The sequence below is a fragment of the Rhodococcus sp. RD6.2 genome (assembly GCF_001040705.1).
GTDB lineage: Bacteria > Actinomycetota > Actinomycetes > Mycobacteriales > Mycobacteriaceae > Rhodococcus_G.
Map to the genome: position 1 here is coordinate 57,681 of NZ_CVQP01000010.1, position 20,706 is coordinate 78,386.

Consider the following 20,706-nt stretch of genomic DNA (forward strand, 5'->3'; position numbering starts at 1 on the left):
GCGGAGGCGGGAATGACCCCCCGACATCAGGAGATCTACGAGAACCTGCGCGCCCAGATCGACGACGGTACCTACCGACCCGGCGACGAACTGCCCCCCGAGACCGCGTTGATGGAGCGATGGAAGGTCAGCCGTGGACCGATCCGGCAGGCGCTGAACAACCTTCGCGCGGAGGGCCTGATCCACACGACCCGGGGGCGACCCGCCCGCGTGCGTCGTCAACCCCAGCCGACGCAGACGCTCGCCTCGTTCACCCCGTTCTCACAGTGGGCCATCACATCGGGTCGCCGGCCCAGCAACCACACCCTCAGCGTCGGCCGCGTCCGGGCCGGCGCCGAGACCGCCGACGCACTGCACCTCGACGAAGACGCGTTCGTCGTCGAGGTGGTGCGCCTGCGCTGCCTCGACGGAACCCCCGCGCTGCTCGAGCGCAGCCGGTTCACCGTGGGCGTCGGCCAGAGCCTGTTCGAGTTCGACGCCGACGAGGGATCCATCACCGACCACCTCGTCGACCGGGGAGTCCGGTTCGCAACGATGCGACACGTACTCGACGCCATCCCGGCGGACGGAGTCGACGCCGAGGCGTTGCAGATCCCGCAGGGCACACCCCTGCTGCGGGAGCGACGAACCAGCTACGACGTGGAGGGCCATCCGTTCGAGTACTCGGACGACCGCTACCACCAGGTCACCTTCTCGATCACGAACGCGATGACCGATCAGGGCTGACGCTCCGCGCGACGCTACGACCCGAACGGATTGCCGAACACGTGGATGTCGCCGAGTCCACCGCCGTAATAGTTCAGGTCGATCGCCGCATTGACGCCGGGAATGCGGCCGGAGTCGGTGTACTGCCAGAACGTCCAGTGCCGCCAGCCGCCCGGCAGCGGTCCGGGGGCGGCGCCGCCGTTGTAGTCGGCGATCCACAGCGGGTAGTTCGAGAACTCGGTGGTGTTTGCCATGGCGGTACGCCAGAAGTTCGGATACGTGTAGATGATCGGCTGCCTGCCGGTGAGTGCCTGCACCGAGTTCAGGTAGCGGCGGGTCCAGTCGATCAGCGCAGCAGGCGGAAGGCCGCCGGAATGCTCGATGTCGAGAACCGGCGGCAGGCCTCCGGCGATGACCGGGGCCGCCGTCGAGGCGAAGAACGCGGCCTGTGCCTCGGGGGACTGGGTGGGGTCCGCATAGTGGTAGGCGCCGCGGGCGATGCCTGCCGCGCGCATGCCGATCCCGTCCTGCACGAAGTACGGGTTGACGTAGTTGAGGCTTTCGGTGGCCTTGACGATGGCGAACTCGTGACCCGACGCACGCACCGCGAACCAGTCGATGCTCGCGCCGCCGGGGTGCTGCCAGGAAGCGGCGTCAGGCCCGTTGATCTGGGCCCCCGCGGCTCCCGGCGCCGCGAAGGCGAGCGCCCCGGCCAACAACAGCGGGGCGAGGCGGATGACATTTCGGATACGACCGCGGCGCGTCGACGTCATCGCCCGAGACTAAACCGACACGTGGTAACGACGCAGCAATTCCGCGGCGATCGTTACCAGCTGTTCGGCGCGGCGTCATGATCACTCGAGCGCGCGTCGCAACTGTTCAGCCCAGCCAGTCCAGCACCGCCGCCGCCGTCCACGACTGCTGCATGCTGCCGAGCGGCTCGCCCGTGAACGGCTCGTAGTACTCGGCGAAGCTGCCGTCACTGGCCTGCCGCAACCCCTCGCTACGCAGGTGCCGGGACCGTTCGGCCCACCCACGTCGCGCGAAGACCCAGGAGAACAACCACGTCATCACCGGCCACACCGGACCACGCCAGTACTCGCGGGACCGGAAGTCGCGCGACACCGGGGAGGTCGACGGCGGCACGCCGTACCGCAGATCCGGGTGGCCGCAGAACCGCGGGCCCTCGAAGGTTCGCAGCAGCGTCCTCTCGACGTCGCGGGGCAGCCCGCCGCACAGCAGCGGCGCGAACATCGCGATCGTGTCCGTCCCGATCCAGCGTCCCGTCCGCAGATCGAAGTCGCGGGCGGCGCCGGAGCGCGGATGGGTCGACGCGACGACCCCCGCGCGGAAACGCTCCGCCCACTGGTGCAACTCGCGCACATCGGCCTTCGGCGCGGAGTGCTCCTCGCCGATCGTCGCGAGGACGTCGCAGGCGAGCGAGAAGATCGCGCTGACGAACACGTCCTCGACCGCGAAGCTCATCGCCGAGACCAGTTCCGTGTCGTCGTAGCGGACCTGCTTCATCTCCTCGAGCAGCCACAGGTAGCGGTCGTACTCGGCGTTGGTCGGTCGTTGCGTCAGGTCCGCGACGACGAACGTGTCCTCCCTCGTGTAGGCCGGGACCGCCCCGGGAATCACGTTGGCGTAGGCGGTGTCCCAGCGCGGCGAGTTGTCCATACCGGACTCCCAGCCGTGGTAGACCGTGAGCCGACCGGCCTGCGCGGGGTCGCGGGCGTGCGCGAGCCACCGATGCCAGCGCATCAGGTCGGGCCAGCGGCGGTCGAGAAACTCCTCGGCGACGGCTCGGGTCGTGCGACCGTGCCGGCGGGAGTGGTCGAGGATGCGCTGCACCGCGATGGCGTGCACGGGCGGCTGGGTGATGCCGGAGGTCTGCGGTGCGACGGGAGCGGCCGCGGCGAGGCCTGTGCACGCCCACCGATCCGGCCCCGGGAAGTAGCCGTCGACTCCGTTGGCGAAGACGATGTGCGGGATCATTCCGTTGGTCCACTGCGCGGACAGGAGGGTGTCGAGTTCGACGACGGCGCGCTCGACGCTCAGCGGCGCCAGTCCGACCGAGACGAACGCCGCATCCCAGCTCCACATGTGTGGATACAGACGGGGCGCCGCGCTCGTCATCGTGCCCAGATCGTTACCCCGCAGGAGGTAGGCGGCTCGCGCCGCGAGCTGGGTCGGGGTGAAACCGGGGTCGGACATGCCCACAATTGTGCGACCCGGCCGACCCTTCCGCCTGCCGGGACCGTTTGTCGCTCGTCACTCAGCCGGTGGGACGCGACACCTCGTCGGAGCTGCGGAACACCAGACGTCCGTCGTCCAGCTTGATCGCCCAGCGCTTCGCCAGCGCCCAGCTTCGACCGTAGTCGGCGGCGTCCTCGGCGAGGTTGCCGCCGAAGTCGTCGACGATCACGCCCGGGGCCTGCGTCGACTTCCCGCCTTCAGTCACCGGATCGGCGCTGGTCACCACGGCGTCTCCGACGGCGAGAGGCGGTTTTCCCGCCGCACCGCCCGATGCGGCGGCAGGCTCCTTCTTTTCCTTGCCAGATCCCATGTTCGCGACTTCCTTCCCGATCGCCCGTTCCGGCAGCACTCGTCGGACCGGGGAGGACCACGGCACCACACGGCACCAAGTCTCGTAACCAGAATGTAGCTGACGTTGTACCGAACATGCTGAACAGAGACCTGGGGGTCATCGTTTGCGCAGTTCAGGGTACTCCGATCTGCGACACAGGTCGGGAGATGACGTGGGCGCGTCGGCCCGAGCGAACCGATCGCGTCGTGGAGTCAGGGTGCGACGGACGAGCGGAGCACCCCCGCCGACGGGGCAGTCAGGACGTGGCGGATGTCCTCCAACTCGACCGGCGCCGCCACCAGATCGGCCCACGGGAACACCTCGCGGGTGCGATCGAGGAAGTCGACCGCGGCCGTGAGGTGCCGGGGCTCGTAGTTGTGGACTCCGATGATCGTCAGGTGCCTGCGGACCACGGACTCGGGGTCGAGGGCGAGCGGGGGCCCGGGCGTCACCGACCCTGCCAGCACCAGCACGCCCCCGACATCGAGCCGCGCCAGGGCCCGCGTGATCGCCTCGGCGGACCCCGAGTAGTCGAGAACCACGTCCACCGTTCCGTCGGTGTCGGCGACGCCACCGAACCGGTGCGCCACCTCGACCCGAGTCGCGTCGAGGTCGGTGATGCGGACCCTGGCACCGGCCTCGGCGCAGGCCGCGGCGGCGGTGACCCCGAGCATCCCCGCACCGCAGATCAGGACCCGCTTGCGCAGCAGCGGTCCGGCCGACTCGATCGTCGCCATCACCGTTGCCGTCGCGCAGGCTGCGGGTGCTGCGACCGCATCCGGCATCCGGTCGGCGACCCGCGCCACGGCGGTCCCTGCGGGGAGCACGATGTACTCGGCGTAGGAGCCCGACAGTGCCCAGTCGCCGCTGAAGGCTTCGTGCCCGACCTTGCGGACCTCCTCGCACTTCGCGGTGCGGTCCGCGCGGCAGCGCACGCAGCGGCCGCAGGCGACGGTGACAGACCACACGATCCGGTCACCGACCTCGGCGGCGGCCACGACGCCGCCATCCGAGGTGGGAGGGCCGACGGCCTCGACCACCCCGACCGCCTCGTGCCCGAGCACGGACGGGCAGTCAGCGGTCCGTCGACCCGTCACGGTGTGCAGGTCGCTGCCGCAGATCGTCGCGAGCCGGACGCGCACCAGGAGCTCGCCCGCACCGAGGGCGGGTACCGGCACGTCACGGACCTCGATGCCGTCTCCGGTCCAGACGGCGGTGCGGCTCAGACGAGTTGTGAGCGAATCCATCCGGACAACCTCTCGATGGAATAGACGATGACGAAGATGACGACGACGATCGCGCCCGCGACGTCGAAGTTGAGCGTGCGAATCGATTCGAAGAGCAGGAACCCGACGCCGCCGGCACCGACGATGCCGAGGACCGTCGACGTCCTGACGTTGACGTCGAAGAGGTAGAGCGTCGACCCGACCATCGAGGGCATCGCCTGCGGCAGGACCGCCGCGAACAGCGTCTTCCACCAGCCGCCTCCGACCGCGCGCACCGCCTCGATCGGGCCCGGGTCGATCTCCTCGATCGCATCGGCCACCAGCTTGGCGAGGAAGCCGACCGATCCGATGGCGAGCGCGCAGGTTCCCGCGACGGGTCCGAGTCCCAGTGCCGCGACGAACACCACCGCGAGGATGAGCTCGGGCACGGCCCGGACCAGCAGGATCCAGCCGCGAGCCAACCAGTACAGCACCGGATGGGGGGTCACGTTCCGCGCAGCGAGGATCGCGACGGGAATCGACAGCACCGCACCGATCGCGGTGGACACCACACCGATCGCGACGGTCTGCCAGGCGGCGGTGAACAGGTCGCTGCCCAGCGCGTCGAAGTCCGGCGGGACCATCCGGCCGAAGATCTCCAGCGACGGCCCGACCCAGGTGAACAGTGACCACGGGTTGATCTCGAGCACCCACAGCGCCGCGACCGTGCCGGAGGCGATCAGGGCGCTGAAAGCGATGCGCCCGAGTCGATCCCGACGCGGATTCGACTGCGCAGGCGCGAGGAGCATCCGCCGGATCACGATGGCGACCACCTCCATCGCCGCGATCATCACGAGGATGATGCCGACGATGCCGAGCGCGCGGGGATAGATCAGGCCGCGCAGCGCGTCCTGCAGCGCGAAGCCGATGCCCCCGGCGCCCACGAAGCCGAGCACCACCGACATCCTGAGATTGATGTCGATGCGATAGACGAAGGTACCGATCCATGACGGGACAACCTGCGGCACAACGGCATTGACCATCTCGCGAAGGTAGCCGGCGCCGGTCGCCCGGACCGCCTCCCGCGGCCCGGCATCGGTCTGTTCGATGGCGTCGGCGAACAGCTTTCCCAGCATGCCGATCGAATGCAGGGCGAGGGCCAGAATGCCGGGGAGCACCCCGATTCCGAGTGCGCGGACGAAGAGCACCGCGAACAACAGGTCGGGCATCGCGCGGCAGAACGTGATGAAACCTCGGGCCACGGCGTGGACGACGGGGTGGGGTGTCGTGTTGCGAGCGGCGAGGAACGCCAGTGGAATCGACGCCGCCGCCGCGAGCACGGTGCCGAGGACGGCCATGAGCAGCGTCTCGAGTGCCAGTACCCCGATCCGGCCGGGGTCCGAAACCCGTGGGGGCAGCATCCGTTCGATCAGGTTGCCGACCGCGTCGAGACCGCTCAGCAGGGTGCCGGGTGCGAACTCGATCGACCACGCCGACACCAGCGTCGCCACGAGGGCGGCGAGGGTGAGGGCGGGCAGCATCGCGCGCCGCGGCGGGCGCGGCCCGCGCGTCCCGGCGGTGTCGCCGCCGGGACGGTCGGTGAGGAGGGTGCTCACAGCGACCTCGCTGACGCCTCTGCCACATTCGGGTCGACACGCCGGTAGATGTCCATGACCTCGTCTCGGGAGATCCCGACGGCCGGCCTGTCCATCACCTTGACGCCGCCGCGCAGCCCGACCAGGCGGTGCGCCCAGCCGAGCGCCAGGTCGACCTGGTGCAGGGTGCACACCACGGTGAGCTTCTCCTCGATACACACCCGGAACAGCAGGTCCATCACGACGCCTGCGTTCTCCGGGTCGAGCGACGCGACCGGCTCGTCCGCGAGGACGATGCTCGGTCGCTGCATCAGCGTGCGCGCGATCGAGACCCGCTGCTGCTGTCCGCCGGACAGCGTGTCCGCACGCCGCTCGGCGAACTCGGCCAGTCCCACCCGGTCGAGGTGTTCCATCGCCTCCCTGCGCATGCTCTTCGGATACGTCAGCGCTCCGTACCGCGGCACCGTCAGCCGGCCGAGCGCACCGACGAGCACGTTCTCGAGGCAGCTGAGCCGGCCCACGAGATTGAAGTGCTGGAACACGAACCCGACGTCCTTGCGCAGCGCGCGCAGCTGACGCGCGGACGCACCGTCGACGCGGACACCGTTCACGACGATCCCCCCGGAGGTGACCGGATTCAGACCGTTGACGCACCGCAGCAGCGTCGACTTACCCGAGCCCGACAGTCCGAGCAGCACGACCAGTTCGCTGCGGTGGATGTCGAGGGACACCCCGTCGAGTGCCACGGTGGACCCGAACGTCTTGGTCACCTTCCGGATCGAGGCGACCACGTCGTCACCGGCGACGGCGTGGGTGGGACCGGTCTCGTCCATTGGTCAGCCCTGGCACTTCTCGGAGCCGGTGACGTCACACACGTGGCGGACGCCGTCGTAGTCGGAGTCGGATGCCGCCACGACGCCCCAGGCACGTTCGTCGGTGATGCGGCAGGCGTCACCGGAGCAGAAGCCGGCGGCCTCGAGGCTCGGGGCGTTGAGCTTCTCCTCGAACGCCGTCTTGAGCTTCGCGATGTTGTCGGCACCGAGATCGTTGTTGGCCGCGAAGACGGAGCCGGCGATCATCTCGGACTTCCACACCGTCTTCAGTTCGCCGGGCTTCAGTTCGCCCTTCTCGATCATGGTCTTGTCGACCATGGTGTCGAACGCGAACCCGGCGTCGCAGTCGCCGGCGGCGATGGCGAGGGCGGACGCGTCGTGGCCACCGGCGTAGATCGGGGACATCGCGGCGGAGATGTCCGCCTCGGAGCCGGACTTGACGACACCCGCCTCGATCAGGCCTGCGCTCGGGTAGAGGAACCCGGAGGTCGAGCCCGGGTCGACGAAGCAGACCTTCTTGCCCGCGAAGTCCGTGAGGGCGTTGACGCCGGCGTTGTCCGACTTGGCGAGACCGTACGACTGGTAGCCGGGGGCGGCGCCCTCGCTCTTGACGACGGCGCCGAGCGGCGTCATCTCGGCGCCGTTGATGCCGGCAACGACGTAGGCGAACGGGCCGAAGAACGCGAGGTCGACGTTGCCCGCGATGATGCCCTCGACGACGCCCGCGTAGTCGGACGCCTGCACGAACTCGACCTTCGAGCCCGTCTCCTGCTCGAGCAGTTTGATGACCGGGTCGTAGCTCGCCTTCAGGTCGGTGGAGTTCTCGGCCGGGATCGCGGCGAGGGTGATGGTCTCGGGGAAGCCCTGCCCGGTCGTCGCGGAGGCCGACGCGGAGTCGGACCCCGAGCAGGCGGAGGCCGCGAGGGCCAGTCCGGCGATGCCGGCGACGACAGCGGTTGTCTTGCGGCGCATACGGAGGTTCATGGGTTGGTTCCTTCGTGTGGTGGTGTCAGGCCGGGAGGATCAACTGCGGGAACTCGGCGACGGAGCCGACGACGTGGGTGGCGCCCGCGGCGCGGAGGCTCTCCTCGTCGTGGGCGCCGGTGAGGGTGCCGGCGACGATGGAGGCACCGGCGCGGAGACCGGAGACGATGTCACTGGAGGTGTCTCCGAGGACCGCCACGTCCCGGACGTCGGCGACGCCGGTGCGCATCAGGGCGGTGAGGATCATGTCGGGAAAGGGACGCCCGCGCCCGGCATCGGCGGGGCAGAGGGTGATGTCGGCGAGGTCCTCCCACCCGAGCGTGGCGAGGATCTTCTTCTGGGTGCCGCGGCTGAAACCGGTGGTGAGAGCAACCTTCACACCGGCTGATCGCAGAACGGTGATCGCCTCGGCGGCGCCGGGGATGGGGGAGATGCCGCCGTCGGCGAGTGCCTCGTAGGCCGCCTCGAAGGCGAGGTTGGCCTGCTCGGCACGTTCCTGGGTGCCGAAGAGAGCGAGGAACACCTCGATCTTCGACTGGCCCATGGTGTCGAGCACGTAGGTGCGGGCATGGTCGCGTTCGGGGCCCTCTGCCTCGAGACCGACCGCTGTCGCCGCCTCGTCGAAGGCGCGGAGGACGAGCCCGTCGTCGGAAACGGTGGTGCCTGCCATGTCGAGTACTGCCAGGGCTGTTCGTGTCACTGGGTTCATCCTTCGGATCGGGAACTGTTGCGGGGGGCCGCAGTTCGGCTCCGGTCAGTACCCTGAAGGTTGGTATAGACCAAGGAGCGGACGCGGCTTGAACGCGAAGTGAACAGCAGCGGGCATCTTGGTATAGACCAACGGCTGATAGGCTGCGGCGATGACCGCCGCCGAACCGCGAGTGCTCAAACATCAGGTCGTTCGCGCGCAGATCGAGAAGCTGCTGCTCGGACTCGACATCGGCGACCCGGTCCCCGCCGAGCGCGATCTCGCCGAACGCTTCGACGTGGCACGCGAGACTGTCCGGCAGTCACTTCGGGAGCTTCTCGTCGCCGGTCGGATCGAGCGGCGCGGACGCACGACCGTCGTCGGCAGACCCAAGGTCGTGCAGCCACTGATGATCGGCTCGTACACCGAGGACGCCCTCGCGCAGGGCCGCACGGCGGGCCGTATCCCGGTCGGCTGGACCGACCTGAAGGCGGACGAGGAACTCGCCGCGGAACTTCAGATCCCGGTCGGTGCGCCCGTCCTCGAAATCGAACGCGTCCTCACCACCGACGACACCCGCGTCGGCCTCGAGACCACGCGACTGCCCGCGTACCGCTACCCCGGGCTGATCACCGACTTCGACCACCGGTCGTCGCTGTACGCCGCGATTCGGGCCCGGGGCATCGAGTTCGCGCGGACCACCGAGGTCATCGAGACCACCCTGCCGGACGCCCGGGAGGCGGCTCTGCTCACCGTCGACGCACGCACCCCGATGTTCCTGCTCAACCGCGTCTCCTACGACCAGAACGACATCCCGATCGAGAAGCGCCGCTCGCTCTACCGAGGGGACCGGATGACGTTCACCGCGACCCTCACCGGATAGCACCGCCTAAGGTCGGATCATGCGCCCGACAGCACTGATCACCGGGGCGGGACGCGGCCTCGGCGCCGCCATCGCCCGTGAACTCGCCCCCACCCACGACCTCCTGCTCGGTGGCCGGACACCGGACTCCCTCGACGCGGTCCTCGGCGAACTCGCCGGTGCGCGCGGCTGGCCCGTCGATCTCACCGACCACGACGCGCTCGCGGACGCGGTCGCCCACATCGACCGGCTCGACGTCCTCGTGCACAACGCAGGAGTCGCCGAGATCGGTACGGTCGAAAGCACCCCGATCTCGGCCTGGCGGCACATGTACGAGGCCAACGTCCTCGCCGTGGTCGAACTGACCCGACTGCTGCTGCCAACCCTGCGGGAATCGAAAGCTCATGTGGTACTCATCAATTCGGGTGCCGGACTGCGCGCGAACCCCGGTTGGGGTGCGTACGCGGCGAGCAAGTTCGCGCTCCGCGCCTTCGGAGACACCCTCCGCGCCGAGGAACCATCGCTGCGCGTCACCTCGATCCACCCGGGACGCATCGACACCGACATGCAGCGCGCCATCGTCGCCACCGAAGGCGACGACTACGACGCCGACCGCTTCCTCACCCCCGAAACGGTGGCGTGGGCCGTCCGGAACGCCGTCGTGACGCCCCGCGACGCCCACCCCACCGAGATCGTGTTGCGGCCGAATCCGCGCTGACCGAGCGCCTTACACGCCGCGGTCCACCAGGACGCAGCGCGCACGCGTGAAGATCGTCGGCATGCACTTGTTGCAGTGGATGCACAGAGACCGAGTCCGCTCGTCCTCCGTGATCCGGTTGATCAGATCCGGTTCCCGCAGCAGGGCACGCGCCATCGCAACGAAGTCGAAACCCTCGGCCATCGCGGTGTCCATGCCGGCCTTGTCGGTGACACCGCCGAGCAGTACGAGCGGCATGTCCACGGCGGCTCGGATCTGGCGGGCCGATTCGAGCATGAACAGCGGCTCGTACGGGTACGTGCGAATGAACTGCTTGCCGATCATTTTCACGCCCATCCGGACGAGCGGCTGGTCCATCGCCTTCGCGAACTCGTGCACCGGCGCGTCGCCGCGGAAGAGGTACATCGGGTTGAGCAGCGAACTGCCCATCGTCAACTCCAGTGCGTCGAGGCTGCCGTCGGCCTCCAACCACTGTGCGACCTGGATCGCCTCGTCCACCCAGAAGCCGCCCGGGACGCCGTCGTCGATGTTCAGCTTCGCGAGGATCGCGATCCGGTCGCCGACCGCGTCCCGAACCGCGCGCGCCGTCTCCAACACGATGCGGGCCCGATTCTCCAGCGATCCGCCGTAGGAATCGGTGCGGTGGTTCGTCTTTCGGCTGAGAAACGAGCTGGCGAAGTAGTTGTGGCCGAAGTGGATCTCGACCGCGTCGCACCCGCTTTCGATAGCGAACCGGGCAGCGTCGGCATGCGCGGCGGTGATGCGGCGGATGTCGTCGAGGGTCGCCGACTTCGTGACCTTCATGCTCATCGGGTTGAACGACGTCGACGGCGCGAGCGCGGGCAACCCGTTGGACTTCGCGTTGGCGACCGGCCCTGCGTGACCGATCTGCGCGGACACCGCCGCCCCTTCGGCGTGCATCGCGTCGGTGAGCCGCCGCAGGCCCGGCACCACCTCGGGTCGCATCCACAACTGCCCGTACTCGGTACGCCCCTCCGGCGCGACCGCGCAGTACGCGACCGTCGTCATCCCGACACCACCGGCGGCGACCTCGCGATGGAAGTCGATGAGGTCGTCGGTGACCAGGGCGTTCGGTGTCCGCCCCTCGAACGTCGCCGACTTGATGATGCGGTTGCGCAGGGTGAGGGGGCCCAGCTTGGCGGGCGCCAACACGTCGGGGTGGGTCACGGCAGATCCTCCGGTCTCGGGTGCACCGAGCCTAGGACAATTTCGTTACCAGTGGAACCGTAATTGTGTATTTCCTGGGCGGAGCGGCTGCCGCCGTAGTTCCTGAATGGCCCATCCATTCACTCAGAGTGAATGGATGGGCCATTCAGGAACACCCAGGGGTCCGATCAGCGGGACGAACTCCGCAGCCGATCAGACGAGGGCGGCGGCGGCGAAGGCGGCGAGAGCGACGAGCGCGGCGCCGGTCACAGACTGCACCCGGCGATCCACGACGCACATCACCGACAGGAAGCCGGGCATCGAGCCGCCGCGACGGGTGTGGACGATCGCCGCGAGGCTCGGCATGCACCGCCCGAGCGAGACCACGGTGAACATGGCCGCGCCGAGTGCGGGGGAGCCGGCCGCAAGGACGCCGAGCACCAGCAGGTAGTACGCGCTGGACCGGATGAAGATCAGGAAGCCCGGGCCGATGATGGCGCCGAACAGCAGCGACACCTTCCACGGTTCCATCGTCCTGCGCAGGTGCCGCGGCAACTGCCTGCGCCGCATCGGCGCGGGCATCGTCATCACGCCCAGCTCGTGCAGGCCGTACGCCAGCGCGAACAGTGCCCACCCGAAGAGCATCCAGGTCACCGACAGATGAGCGGACACCAGCGAGCCGAGGGCACCGAGCGCCGCGCCGGTGACGGCGCCGGTGGCCACCGAGCCGAGCGCGTGCCAGGCGAGCCGGCGCACCGGCGTCGACGTGCCCTTGCGGCCGGGTTGCTTCGGTGCCGCGACCACGCCGGCGACGGACATGCCGCACGTCGACCAGTTCGCGGCAAGGGACGTCACCAGGCCCGCACCGACCACGGCGGCGGTCAGTGCCGTCGACGTCGACGGATTCGCCAGGGTGGCGACACCTGCGCCGACCGCGGCCGCCCCGGCGATCATCCCGACGCGGGCGGGTACCGCAACCGCGTCGCCGAGGGCGGGTCGGATGTCGGGCAGATCGGTCTCGATCGGTCCGTGATTGAGGACGGTTGTCATCGTTTACCTCCAAAGTCGTTGCTGAACTCGAGTTCTCACTCGACCGTGACGGTGCCCGTCATGTACCGGTGCACCGAGCAGGTGTAGACGTAGGTTCCCGCGCGGTCGAAGGTGTGCCGAAAGGTGCCGACACCAGCTATCCCACTGTCGAATTCGCCCTCCACTCCCAGCCTGGGCTCCGCTGCCACGTGATGCAGGACGCCGCCGTCGTCGAACCTCCACTCGACGGTCCCGCCGACGGGAACGGTGACGTCCGCCGGACCGAACTGCACATTGCTGATCTCGATCACCGCGTCCGGCGGGCCCTCCCCTGAGCAGCCTGCGAGGAGGACGGCGGCGATGCCCGGAAGCGCGAACCTCCTTCCGATTCCGTTGCGGCGCACTATTGCACGATCACCATGCCGACCATCATCGGGTGCGGCGTGCAGTGGTAGGTGTAGGTTCCGGGGTCGCCGAAGGTGTACTCGTAGGTGCCTTCGGTGAGCAGCTCGCTCTGCAGGACACCCTCGAGCGCACCGTCGCCGGAGACGTCGTGCGGCAGGCCGTTGTCGTCGAACCGCCACTGCACCGTCTGCCCGGCTTCGATCGTCACGGAGGCCGGCGTGTACGACATGTTCTTCACGTCGATCACCACCGCAGGCTCGGCCGACGCGTCCGCGGAACCGCACGCGGTCAGGCTCGTCACGGTCGCCAGTGCGGCGAGGAGGGGAAGCAGTTTCTTCATCGGGGGGTCCTCTCAACGGATGTACCGCAGGTTCGCGGTCATCCCGGCTTCGAAGTGATAGGCGTTGTGGCAGTGGAACATCCATTCGCCAGGATTGTCGGCGTCGAACTCGATCGCGAGTTCGGTACCGGGGAGGACGTTGACGGTGTCCCGGCGCAGGCCGCCGTAGTCGGGGACGGCGAAGGTGTGGCCGTGGGTGTGCATGGGATGCCACATCGTGGTGGTGTTCGCCATGGTGATGCGGATCCGTTCGCCCTGCCGCATCACCAGCTTCCCGGCGTCCGGGCCGGCCATGCCCCAGACGTACCGGTCGCCTGCCTGGATCAGTTCGACGCGGTAGTCCCGGTCCGGAGTCCGTGTGTCGAGGCGAACTCCGTCGGCGGGACGCAGCGCGCTCTCGGCGAGAAGCCGTCCCGACAGTTCCGGAATTGCACCCCCGGCAACCGGATGGGCCAACGGCGCGGCATCCGTGGACCGGAGGACGGTGGACGCGTACCCGTCACGTCCCTCGACCTTCGCCACCACCGGCCACGCCCCCGACTTCAGGGTCACGAGCACGTCGTAACGCTGCGCCATCCCGACGACGAGGGTGTCGGTGGTGGTCGGCACGACGTCGAACCCGTCCACCGCGATCACGGTCAACTCGTGACCCGCGACCGCGAACCGGTACGGGGTCTCGGCTGCCGCGTTGATGATCCGCAGCCGGACCCGCGCACCCGGTGCCGCGGTCACCACCTCCGGGTCGTTCGGCGGTCGCCCGTTGACCAGGTGCAGCGGGTACCCGATGTGCTGGGTCATGCCACCGAGCGGATCCGACGCCCCGTGCCCGCCCGCGACGAGCGACTGCGCGACGCCGATCGAGTCGGCGGAGTGCACGACCGGGGCGCCACCACCGCCGTGACCGGCGTGCCCACCGGAGATCGCCGGGTTCAATGCCATCAGAACGGCGTCCGGTGTGGTGCCCAGCCCGTCGAGCCAGTCGTCGAGCACCAGCACGGCGTCGACGTCCGCCCCGGAGGTGTCGTCCGGGTCCTCCACCACCAGCGCACCGAACAGACCACGGTCGGCCTGCAGTCCGCTGTGCGAGTGGTACCAATGGGTTCCGGGGTCGGGAACGACGAACTCGTAGTCGAACCCGGTCCCGGGACCGATCGGCGCCTGGGTCGCCGGGGCAGCGCCGTCCATGTCGTTGCGGATCCGGATGCCGTGCCAGTGCAGCGTCGTGTCCGCGGGCAGGTCGTTGCGGACGGCCACCTGCAGTCGGTCCCGGGCGGTGACCCGCAGTTCGGGGGCCACCGCCTTCCCGCCGTAGGACCAGGTGTCGACGAGCCGCCCACCGAGGTCGACGGTGGCGACACCGGCGGTCAACGCGAACGGCGCGACGCGCCCGTTCCACCCCCGGGCCGCCTCCGCCGCCGCGATCTCGGGATCGGTCGGTGCGATGTAGTCGGGCGGCGACGTGGAGTCCGTCGCCTCGACGAATCCACATGCCGTGGTACCCGTTCCCAGCACCCCGAGGCCGAGGGCCCCGAGGGACCCCAGCCGCAGGAACCCGCGACGGTCGAGGACGGGCCCACGGCGCGTCATTCCAGCACCTGCGGAGTGAGCAGGGTTCCGACGTCCTCGACGGTGCCCGTGACCTCTGCCGAGCTGACCTTGTCACCGGTGGCGGCGGCGATACCGACGATCGTCTTCTTGGTCTCGCCGTCCACCTCCGGGCCGTCCCCGAGCACGTACAGCGTCGCACCGTCGACCGACCATGCCATGCTGTCGATCCCGGTCAGTCCGAGATACGGCAGGTCCAGCGTCTTGACCGGAGCGAAGGTCGCCGCGTCGCGCAGTTCGATCTTCACGACGTCGCCGCCGCGGGCCGAGTCCGGGTGGATCGCCGAATCCGTGTACTCGACGGCGAGGCGACCACCGGTGTTGTCGATGGCGTTCTCCCCGAACCGGCCTCCCTCCTGGCCTGCATTGCCGATCGGTGCCACGGCCCCGGTGGGCAGACCATTCGAGAAGTCGAAGACGTAGACGTCGCCGTTCTCTCCGACGAGCAGTGCCTTCTTCGCATCGGCGGCCCACGTGACCTTGCGGGTGCTGACGAAGTCCTCGGGAAGCACCTTCGACCGCTTGGTCTCCGAGGGGACGCCGGAGTCGTCGATGGAGATCTGGATCAGCTCACGTGTCTCCTCGCAGATGCTGTACAGCTCGTGGCCGTCGAGCCAGGTGAACGGCCCGCAGCCGATGATCTGCACCGCACCGCTCTCCTTCTTCGCCTCCAGGTCCACGACCCGGACGCCGTAGAGCCCGTCGTCCCAGGTGACGAAATACTTGCCGTCGGAGGTGACGGCATTCGATCCGGGGCGCGAATGCACGCGGGCGTAGTCGGGCAGCGGTGCCTCCGACGGTTCGAGGAGATTGCCCGAGTAGGTGCTCACGATGAAGCTCGCCGCACCGCGCGACCCGCGGGGTCGCCACACCTCGGCGGCGAGAACGGCTGGATCGCTCGATGTCTCGCCGACGAACCCGTGGATGACCGGATCCCAGATGCCCGGTCCCACGACGAATCTGCTTCCGGCGACCCCGGTCACCGGGTCGATCGCGTTGACACCCAATTCGAGCTTGCCGAACCCGCCCGCAACGGCGAGCAGATCTGTCGACTTGATCGGGGTGATCTCACCGACGTGCACCGGCTCCGGAATGGTGGCGCCGATCTCCTGGTCGTCGTGACCGAGCGAGATGCCCTCACCGGGCGCGGTGAACGGCACGGTCGGATAGGTGACCTCGCCGGCAGCGGCGTCGTCGTCGGCGGAGCTGCACCCGGCGAGCCCCAGGGTGGCCGCCAGCGGCAGCACAACCGCTGCCGACCGGGAAAGACGCGTCATGTGTGTGCTTTTCATGCTCCAGCACCGACCTTCGGGCGCTCGGCCGGACGGGTCTGGCAGTCCTCGCCGATGATGGGCGCCATCGTGCAGGTGTAGGCCTGCGACTCGTCGGAGACGCACCAGATGATCTCCTGGTCGTAGCTTCCCGACACCGGGTTGTACATGACCGCCTGCATGTCCGGTTCGCCGCAGAACGCGTTCGAACACGACGGGGCCCCGCAGCAGTCGTAATAGGCGATGAGATAGGTCTTTCCGGTGTCCGGGTTGGTACAGCAGCCCACCCAGAATTCGGCACCGGGCTTGGAGCCGGGCGCGCAGGTCGTCACGCCGCCGCCGTTGCAGGTGGCACACGAGGTGCCGTCCATGTTGCACCAGCGCCAGTACTCACACTCGGCGGGATCCTTCCCGTCGTACACCGGTACCAGCGGCTCCGGTGCCTCGGGGGCGGGGGGTGCCTCCTGGGCCATCGCGGTGCGGGTCACCGGAAGCGATCCGATCAGCGCGACCCCCGACACCCCCATCGTCCACCGACCCACCCTGCTCAACATCGAGCGTCGCGAAACCCGTTCGGACAGTTTGCGTCCCGTGCGGCTGGTGAACGATCCGCCCCGACCCGCCATCCACGCGGCCTGCTCGCGAACGGTGTCCTCGTCGACCGGATACCTGTTCTCGGTCATGTCATGGTGTTCCACGGACGTGTCTCCTTCTCTCGGAACTCAAGCCGACTTCGCCTGCGCATGCAGGTGCTGGAGGGACGGGGTGCCGGACTCGAGGGCGTTGAGCAGACTCTCGACCTGGGCCATGTGGTTGCACAGGCCCTTGCCGGCAATCTTCCCGTGCTCGTCGAGGATCACCCCGTACGGTGTGGTGCCGACCTGGTAGGCGATGCCGACGTCGCGGGCGTCGACGTAGCTCAACTCGGCTCCGATGTTGCTGCCCGCCAGAAACTCCCGGTGCTCCTCCGGGGTTCCGTCGGAGATGATCACGACGTCGAGGTCGGACTCGGCACGTGCCATCGATCGCAGTCCGGGGAGCAGGCTCTTGCAGGTACTGCAGCTCGGCGCGGTGAACATCAGCAGCTGCGGCTTGTCGCGGTGACCGCCGACCCGCACGGAGCGTCCGAGGTGGTCCTCGAGTCCCGCGAACGACGGGCCCGCCTGCGCGACCTTCGGACCGGTGTCCATCATCCGGGCACCCAGCGGACCGAGCCGCACCTGGACGCGTCCGATCTCCCGCGCCAGGGCCAACGTCATCAGGAACAGCAGCGCCACCGCCACCGCCAACACGACGACGCCCACCACCAGAAATGTTGTCATCGAACCAGTCCCGTCTGTCGTGGAAGTTGTTGAAGGTCGATCACTGCGGTGTCGTACCGCGACACCGTGTTCGAGGCCCGCAGGTTCATCGACGCGGCCGTGAGATAGTCGTCGACCGGCCTGCGCCCCAGGTGGACGACGGCGCGGATCTGTGCCACCGCCACCGCCGCCAGCAGGATCAGCAGACCCGCTGCGACGCCGACCAACCTCGCGACCGGTGCCACCTCCGGTGTCGGTACGAGCGCCAGCGCTGCCGCGACCGTCATGAACGCTCCTGCGCGGACCGCATGGAACCAGCCGATGCGCGGCACCTCGTGTCCGGCGCTGAACGCGAAGCAACCGCAGTCGAGGTCGCGGCGTCCCCGCGCCAGGTTGACGGTGAGCCCCGTCACGAATCCGGCGAACAGCACGGTTGCCGCCGCCGCGGACCATCGGCCACCCACTCCGGCGATCAGCAACACTCCGATCGCGACCTCGACGTACGGCAAGGTCACCGCCACGAGACGTTCCAGCGATGCCGGCAGCAGCCGGTATCCCTTGACCACCATCAACAGTCCGTCACGGTCACCGAGTTTCGGGACGCCCGCGAGCAGAAGCGTTCCGCCGAGAATCGATGCCACCACCACCCAGAACATTGATCACGTCCTCTCTCTCGTCGTGACAATGGTGGTGGGCGAATGCGGCGGTTTCGCTGCGCGCGAGCAACATCCGTACGCATCACGAGTGGAAATAGACCACGGATCGTTCCGTTCGCATCCGCACTGGTGGAGACCTGAATCCCGGAGCCGACGCCACCCACGAGCGGCGGTGTCAGGGGCGCTCGGCGGTGCACCGACCACATCGATTTCCACTTGGGGAAACACCATCGAAACCGTGGCAACACCCGTGAAACCGCCGACGCCCGGGCGCCGCCCTCGCCGACATGAGCCCGCGTCCCTTCGGGAAACTCGCCGGAAACACGAACCTTCTAGCCTTCCGAAGGACGACCGACCGAATGATGGCCGGCCCGGTGATCGAGAACGAGGTACCGATGTGGCAGCCAACAGATCTGGTGGAAGGTGGTCGCGAAACGGTGGTGCACTCGGCGCCGCGATCGCGCGGGCACGCACCACACCGCCTCCGACACAACAGGTCTTCTCACCGTTGGGAGCACTGGGGCGGCGTCAGCTCTCACAGGTCGACCTGATCGGACAATCCCTCTCGACGATCGCGCCTGCGACCGGGATGATCTACATTGCCGCCTGGATGATTTCGGCACGGCCGGGTCTGGTCGGCCTCGCCGCAATCGTCGGGATCACGGCCGTCGTCGTCGCCGTCGCCTTCTGTGTCACCCAGTTCACCCGCAGACTCGCCGCAGCCGGTTCGCTCTACAGCTTCGCGTTCCACGGGCTTCCGCGACGAGCAACGCTGACGGTGGGGGCTGCCTTGCTGCTCGGCTACCTCGGTATCTCCATCTCGGTGCTGGCGAACTCGGCGGTCTCGCTGCTCGGAATCGCTGCCGCGCTCGATGTTCCGCTGTCGGGGAGCGGACCGATGATGGTGACAGCAGCAATGGTCGCGGGTCTCGTCGCGGTGATCGCGGTTCGCGGCGTCCGGTTCGCGACCCGAGCGATCCTCGTCGTCGAGGTCTGTTCACTGGCCCTGATCTGCATCCTGATGCTCGCGGGACCCGACGCGGCCGGTCACCCGACCACACCGCCATCACCGGGCACCCTTCCCGTTCTCGCCCTCATCGTCGTCCTCAGCATGGCCGGATTCGAGAGCGCCGCCTTCTTCGGACCGGAGGCCAGACGCCCGCTCACCACCGTGTCCCGCGCGGTCCTCGTCACGCCCGTGGTCTGCGGGTCGGTGTTCGTCTTCGCGGCATGGGCCGCGCTGACCGGGCGCGCCGACGCGGTCGTCGCCGCCTACTTCGACGGCACCGCCTCCGGAGTGAGTCTGGCCATGGTGTTGGCCGTGAAGGTCGGGGTCACCTGCTCGTGGCTCGCCTGCACCCTCGGTTGTGCGCAGGCCGGATCTCGGTTGCTGCTGGCGATGGGCGTGGAAGGAACCGCGCCGAGGTCGCTCTCCCGTGTGCATCCGCGACTGCGCACCCCGTACGTCGCCGTCGCCTCCTTCCTTGTCGCGGGCATTGCCGGTGCGTGGGCGTACCTGCGGTTCTTCGTGCAGGATTCGACCGCCTTCGACGGGTTCGTCGAGGTCGCGCTCGTCATCGCCTACACGCTCCTCGCCGTCTCGTGTCTGCGGTTCCTGCGCCGGATCGGGGAGGACTCCCCGTCCACGACGGCGATGTCGGTGGGCATGGCGGCGGCGGGGGCGAGCCTGCTCGGCTACCTCGTCGTCGACGGCGTCGCGCAGGGGCAGTGGGTGCTGCCGGTCGCCGTGCTGCTGATCGGCGCATCGGGGACCGCGTGGGCCGCAGCGCTCGCACGTCTTCGCCCGCACTCCCTCACAACCATGGGCGCCTTCGACAGCGTCGAGACCGCGGACCTGCTTCCCGGCTCCGGGACGTTGATCCTCGACGACGACGGGCGCCCCCAGCTGGTGTCCGCCCATGCCGGCCCGGGGCCACGGGAATGACCTCACACGTGGATGCGGAATCTCCCGCCGGGTTCACCGGGCAGCAACCACGGGCGGTGCGCAAGGCACTCGGCATGCTCGAGGCGGTGGCCCAACTCGGACCCGGAACGACAGCGAAGGAAATCGCGCGATTCGCCGGCGTCGCGCCGACCACGGCGTACCGCATGCTCAACCTGCTCGTCGCAGAAGGCTTCCTCGTGCGCGTCCCCGACCTGTCCGGCTTCGCGCTCGGGCGTCGCACCGCCGAACTGTCCAGGGCCGCGGCGGCGACCGACACGTCCGCGTCGCTGCACGAGACCGTCGAAACCCTGCGGAGCCACACCCGATTCGGGTTGCACGTCGCGTCGTTCACCGGTGGCCGGCTGCGTTTCGTCGACCAGGATCCCGACCACGAGATCGTCGGAATCGCGCTGCTGGCCAAGAACCTTCATGCCAACGCACTGGGCAAGCTGATGCTCGCCCACCATCCCGCGCTCGGCGCCGGGCTCGAACTCCGACGCCTCACCGACTACACCGTCTGCGACCCGGACGCTCTCCGCGCCGAACTGACGCGGTCGCACCGCGACGGCCACACCTTCGAGAACCAGGAGTGCCGCCTCGGGCGATCCGCGCTGGCGGTACCGGTACGCAACCATGCGGCCGAGGTCGTCGGCGGGCTCTGCCTGCAGGGCTCGCCGCTCCGCGTGTCCGGCAGTGATCCCGAACTACTCGGATTCCTGCACGACGGCTCCCGGCAGCTCACCGGGCTGCTGTAGACCTGCGCCGTGCGGCGCAGGTCTACAGCGAGCGTCGGTGCGCGGCGAAGTC

Annotated in this window: 22 protein-coding genes; 5 read left to right on the plus strand and 17 right to left on the minus strand. The window is 68.8% G+C overall.

The window, feature by feature from the left end; all coding sequences use genetic code 11:
• Nucleotides 1-12 precede the first annotated feature (12 nt).
• A complete protein-coding gene (locus tag RHCRD62_RS21195; protein WP_050066742.1) occupies nucleotides 13-726 on the plus strand; it encodes a GntR family transcriptional regulator in 714 nt (237 codons plus the stop codon).
• 14 nt (nucleotides 727-740) lie between these two features.
• On the opposite strand, the gene RHCRD62_RS21200 is transcribed toward RHCRD62_RS21195, so the two are convergent.
• The 8 genes from RHCRD62_RS21200 to RHCRD62_RS21235 all read right to left on the minus strand — a co-directional run bounded on the left by RHCRD62_RS21200 (nucleotide 741) and on the right by RHCRD62_RS21235 (nucleotide 8,621).
• Nucleotides 741-1,478: a glycoside hydrolase family 25 protein gene (locus RHCRD62_RS21200; protein ID WP_050066743.1), complete on the minus strand. Its 738-nt coding sequence runs from the start codon at nucleotides 1,476-1,478 to the stop codon at nucleotides 741-743.
• A gap of 106 nt (nucleotides 1,479-1,584) precedes the next feature.
• Complete coding sequence (locus tag RHCRD62_RS21205) at nucleotides 1,585-2,922, minus strand: glucosylglycerate hydrolase (protein WP_050066744.1); 1,338 nt, start codon at nucleotides 2,920-2,922, stop codon at nucleotides 1,585-1,587.
• A 61-nt stretch (nucleotides 2,923-2,983) separates the two neighbouring features.
• Nucleotides 2,984-3,274 carry a hypothetical protein gene (locus RHCRD62_RS21210; RefSeq protein ID WP_084734433.1) on the minus strand — a complete coding sequence of 97 codons (291 nt, stop codon included), beginning with the start codon at nucleotides 3,272-3,274 and terminating at the stop codon, nucleotides 2,984-2,986.
• A 233-nt stretch (nucleotides 3,275-3,507) separates the two neighbouring features.
• Nucleotides 3,508-4,542: a zinc-binding dehydrogenase gene (locus RHCRD62_RS21215; protein ID WP_050066746.1), complete on the minus strand. Its 1,035-nt coding sequence runs from the start codon at nucleotides 4,540-4,542 to the stop codon at nucleotides 3,508-3,510.
• Nucleotides 4,518-6,041, minus strand: a complete 1,524-nt coding sequence (phnE, locus tag RHCRD62_RS21220) for a phosphonate ABC transporter, permease protein PhnE (protein ID WP_157051031.1) — start codon at nucleotides 6,039-6,041, stop codon at nucleotides 4,518-4,520. Before phnE ends, RHCRD62_RS21215 begins: the two co-directional genes overlap by 25 nt.
• 71 nt (nucleotides 6,042-6,112) lie before the next feature.
• Complete coding sequence (phnC, locus tag RHCRD62_RS21225) at nucleotides 6,113-6,928, minus strand: phosphonate ABC transporter ATP-binding protein (protein ID WP_050066748.1); 816 nt, start codon at nucleotides 6,926-6,928, stop codon at nucleotides 6,113-6,115.
• A gap of 3 nt (nucleotides 6,929-6,931) precedes the next feature.
• On the minus strand, nucleotides 6,932-7,900 hold the full coding sequence (locus tag RHCRD62_RS21230) for a phosphate/phosphite/phosphonate ABC transporter substrate-binding protein (protein ID WP_157051032.1): 969 nt from the start codon (nucleotides 7,898-7,900) through the stop codon (nucleotides 6,932-6,934).
• 37 nt (nucleotides 7,901-7,937) lie between these two features.
• Nucleotides 7,938-8,621 carry a phosphonatase-like hydrolase gene (locus RHCRD62_RS21235; RefSeq protein ID WP_172671116.1) on the minus strand — a complete coding sequence of 228 codons (684 nt, stop codon included), beginning with the start codon at nucleotides 8,619-8,621 and terminating at the stop codon, nucleotides 7,938-7,940.
• A 151-nt stretch (nucleotides 8,622-8,772) separates the two neighbouring features.
• On the opposite strand from RHCRD62_RS21235, the gene RHCRD62_RS21240 reads away from it, so the two are divergent.
• Nucleotides 8,773-9,483, plus strand: a complete 711-nt coding sequence (locus tag RHCRD62_RS21240) for a GntR family transcriptional regulator (RefSeq protein ID WP_050066751.1) — start codon at nucleotides 8,773-8,775, stop codon at nucleotides 9,481-9,483.
• A 19-nt stretch (nucleotides 9,484-9,502) separates the two neighbouring features.
• Nucleotides 9,503-10,180 carry an SDR family oxidoreductase gene (locus RHCRD62_RS21245; RefSeq protein ID WP_050066752.1) on the plus strand — a complete coding sequence of 226 codons (678 nt, stop codon included), beginning with the start codon at nucleotides 9,503-9,505 and terminating at the stop codon, nucleotides 10,178-10,180.
• Nucleotides 10,181-10,189: 9 nt separating this feature from the next.
• Here the strand turns inward: RHCRD62_RS21245 and RHCRD62_RS21250 are convergent, their stop codons facing one another.
• The 9 genes from RHCRD62_RS21250 to RHCRD62_RS21290 form a co-directional block, all read right to left on the minus strand.
• A complete protein-coding gene (locus RHCRD62_RS21250; RefSeq protein ID WP_050066753.1) occupies nucleotides 10,190-11,368 on the minus strand; it encodes an NADH:flavin oxidoreductase in 1,179 nt (392 codons plus the stop codon).
• A gap of 192 nt (nucleotides 11,369-11,560) precedes the next feature.
• The gene (locus tag RHCRD62_RS21255; RefSeq protein WP_050066754.1) at nucleotides 11,561-12,397 is read right to left on the minus strand and encodes a hypothetical protein; all 837 of its coding nucleotides are present in this window, start codon (nucleotides 12,395-12,397) and stop codon (nucleotides 11,561-11,563) included.
• 35 nt (nucleotides 12,398-12,432) lie between these two features.
• Nucleotides 12,433-12,738 (minus strand): cupredoxin domain-containing protein, encoded by a 306-nt coding sequence (locus RHCRD62_RS21260; protein WP_253277438.1) that lies wholly within the window; start codon nucleotides 12,736-12,738, stop codon nucleotides 12,433-12,435.
• 41 nt (nucleotides 12,739-12,779) lie between these two features.
• Nucleotides 12,780-13,121: a cupredoxin domain-containing protein gene (locus RHCRD62_RS21265; protein WP_050066755.1), complete on the minus strand. Its 342-nt coding sequence runs from the start codon at nucleotides 13,119-13,121 to the stop codon at nucleotides 12,780-12,782.
• 12 nt (nucleotides 13,122-13,133) lie between these two features.
• A complete protein-coding gene (locus RHCRD62_RS21270; RefSeq protein ID WP_050066756.1) occupies nucleotides 13,134-14,708 on the minus strand; it encodes a multicopper oxidase family protein in 1,575 nt (524 codons plus the stop codon).
• Nucleotides 14,705-16,003, minus strand: coding sequence for a hypothetical protein (locus RHCRD62_RS21275; RefSeq protein WP_050066757.1), 1,299 nt, complete (start codon nucleotides 16,001-16,003; stop codon nucleotides 14,705-14,707). Before RHCRD62_RS21275 ends, RHCRD62_RS21270 begins: the two co-directional genes overlap by 4 nt.
• Nucleotides 16,004-16,014: 11 nt before the next feature.
• A complete protein-coding gene (locus tag RHCRD62_RS21280) occupies nucleotides 16,015-16,680 on the minus strand; it encodes a methylamine dehydrogenase light chain (protein ID WP_050066758.1) in 666 nt (221 codons plus the stop codon).
• 39 nt (nucleotides 16,681-16,719) lie between these two features.
• Nucleotides 16,720-17,319, minus strand: a complete 600-nt coding sequence (locus RHCRD62_RS21285) for a redoxin domain-containing protein (protein WP_050066759.1) — start codon at nucleotides 17,317-17,319, stop codon at nucleotides 16,720-16,722.
• Nucleotides 17,316-17,954 carry a MauE/DoxX family redox-associated membrane protein gene (locus RHCRD62_RS21290; protein ID WP_050066760.1) on the minus strand — a complete coding sequence of 213 codons (639 nt, stop codon included), beginning with the start codon at nucleotides 17,952-17,954 and terminating at the stop codon, nucleotides 17,316-17,318. The genes RHCRD62_RS21285 and RHCRD62_RS21290 overlap by 4 nt, the downstream gene beginning before the upstream one ends.
• A 397-nt stretch (nucleotides 17,955-18,351) precedes the next feature.
• Here RHCRD62_RS21290 and RHCRD62_RS21295 point away from each other — a divergent pair, with 397 nt between their 5' ends.
• Together RHCRD62_RS21295 and RHCRD62_RS21300 are read left to right on the plus strand one after the other, a co-directional pair.
• Entirely contained in the window at nucleotides 18,352-19,899 is a 1,548-nt protein-coding gene (locus RHCRD62_RS21295) for an APC family permease (RefSeq protein ID WP_172671118.1), read from the plus strand.
• Nucleotides 19,896-20,654, plus strand: a complete 759-nt coding sequence (locus RHCRD62_RS21300; protein ID WP_050066761.1) for an IclR family transcriptional regulator — start codon at nucleotides 19,896-19,898, stop codon at nucleotides 20,652-20,654. The genes RHCRD62_RS21295 and RHCRD62_RS21300 overlap by 4 nt, the downstream gene beginning before the upstream one ends.
• The last annotated feature ends 52 nt before the right edge of the window (nucleotides 20,655-20,706 follow it).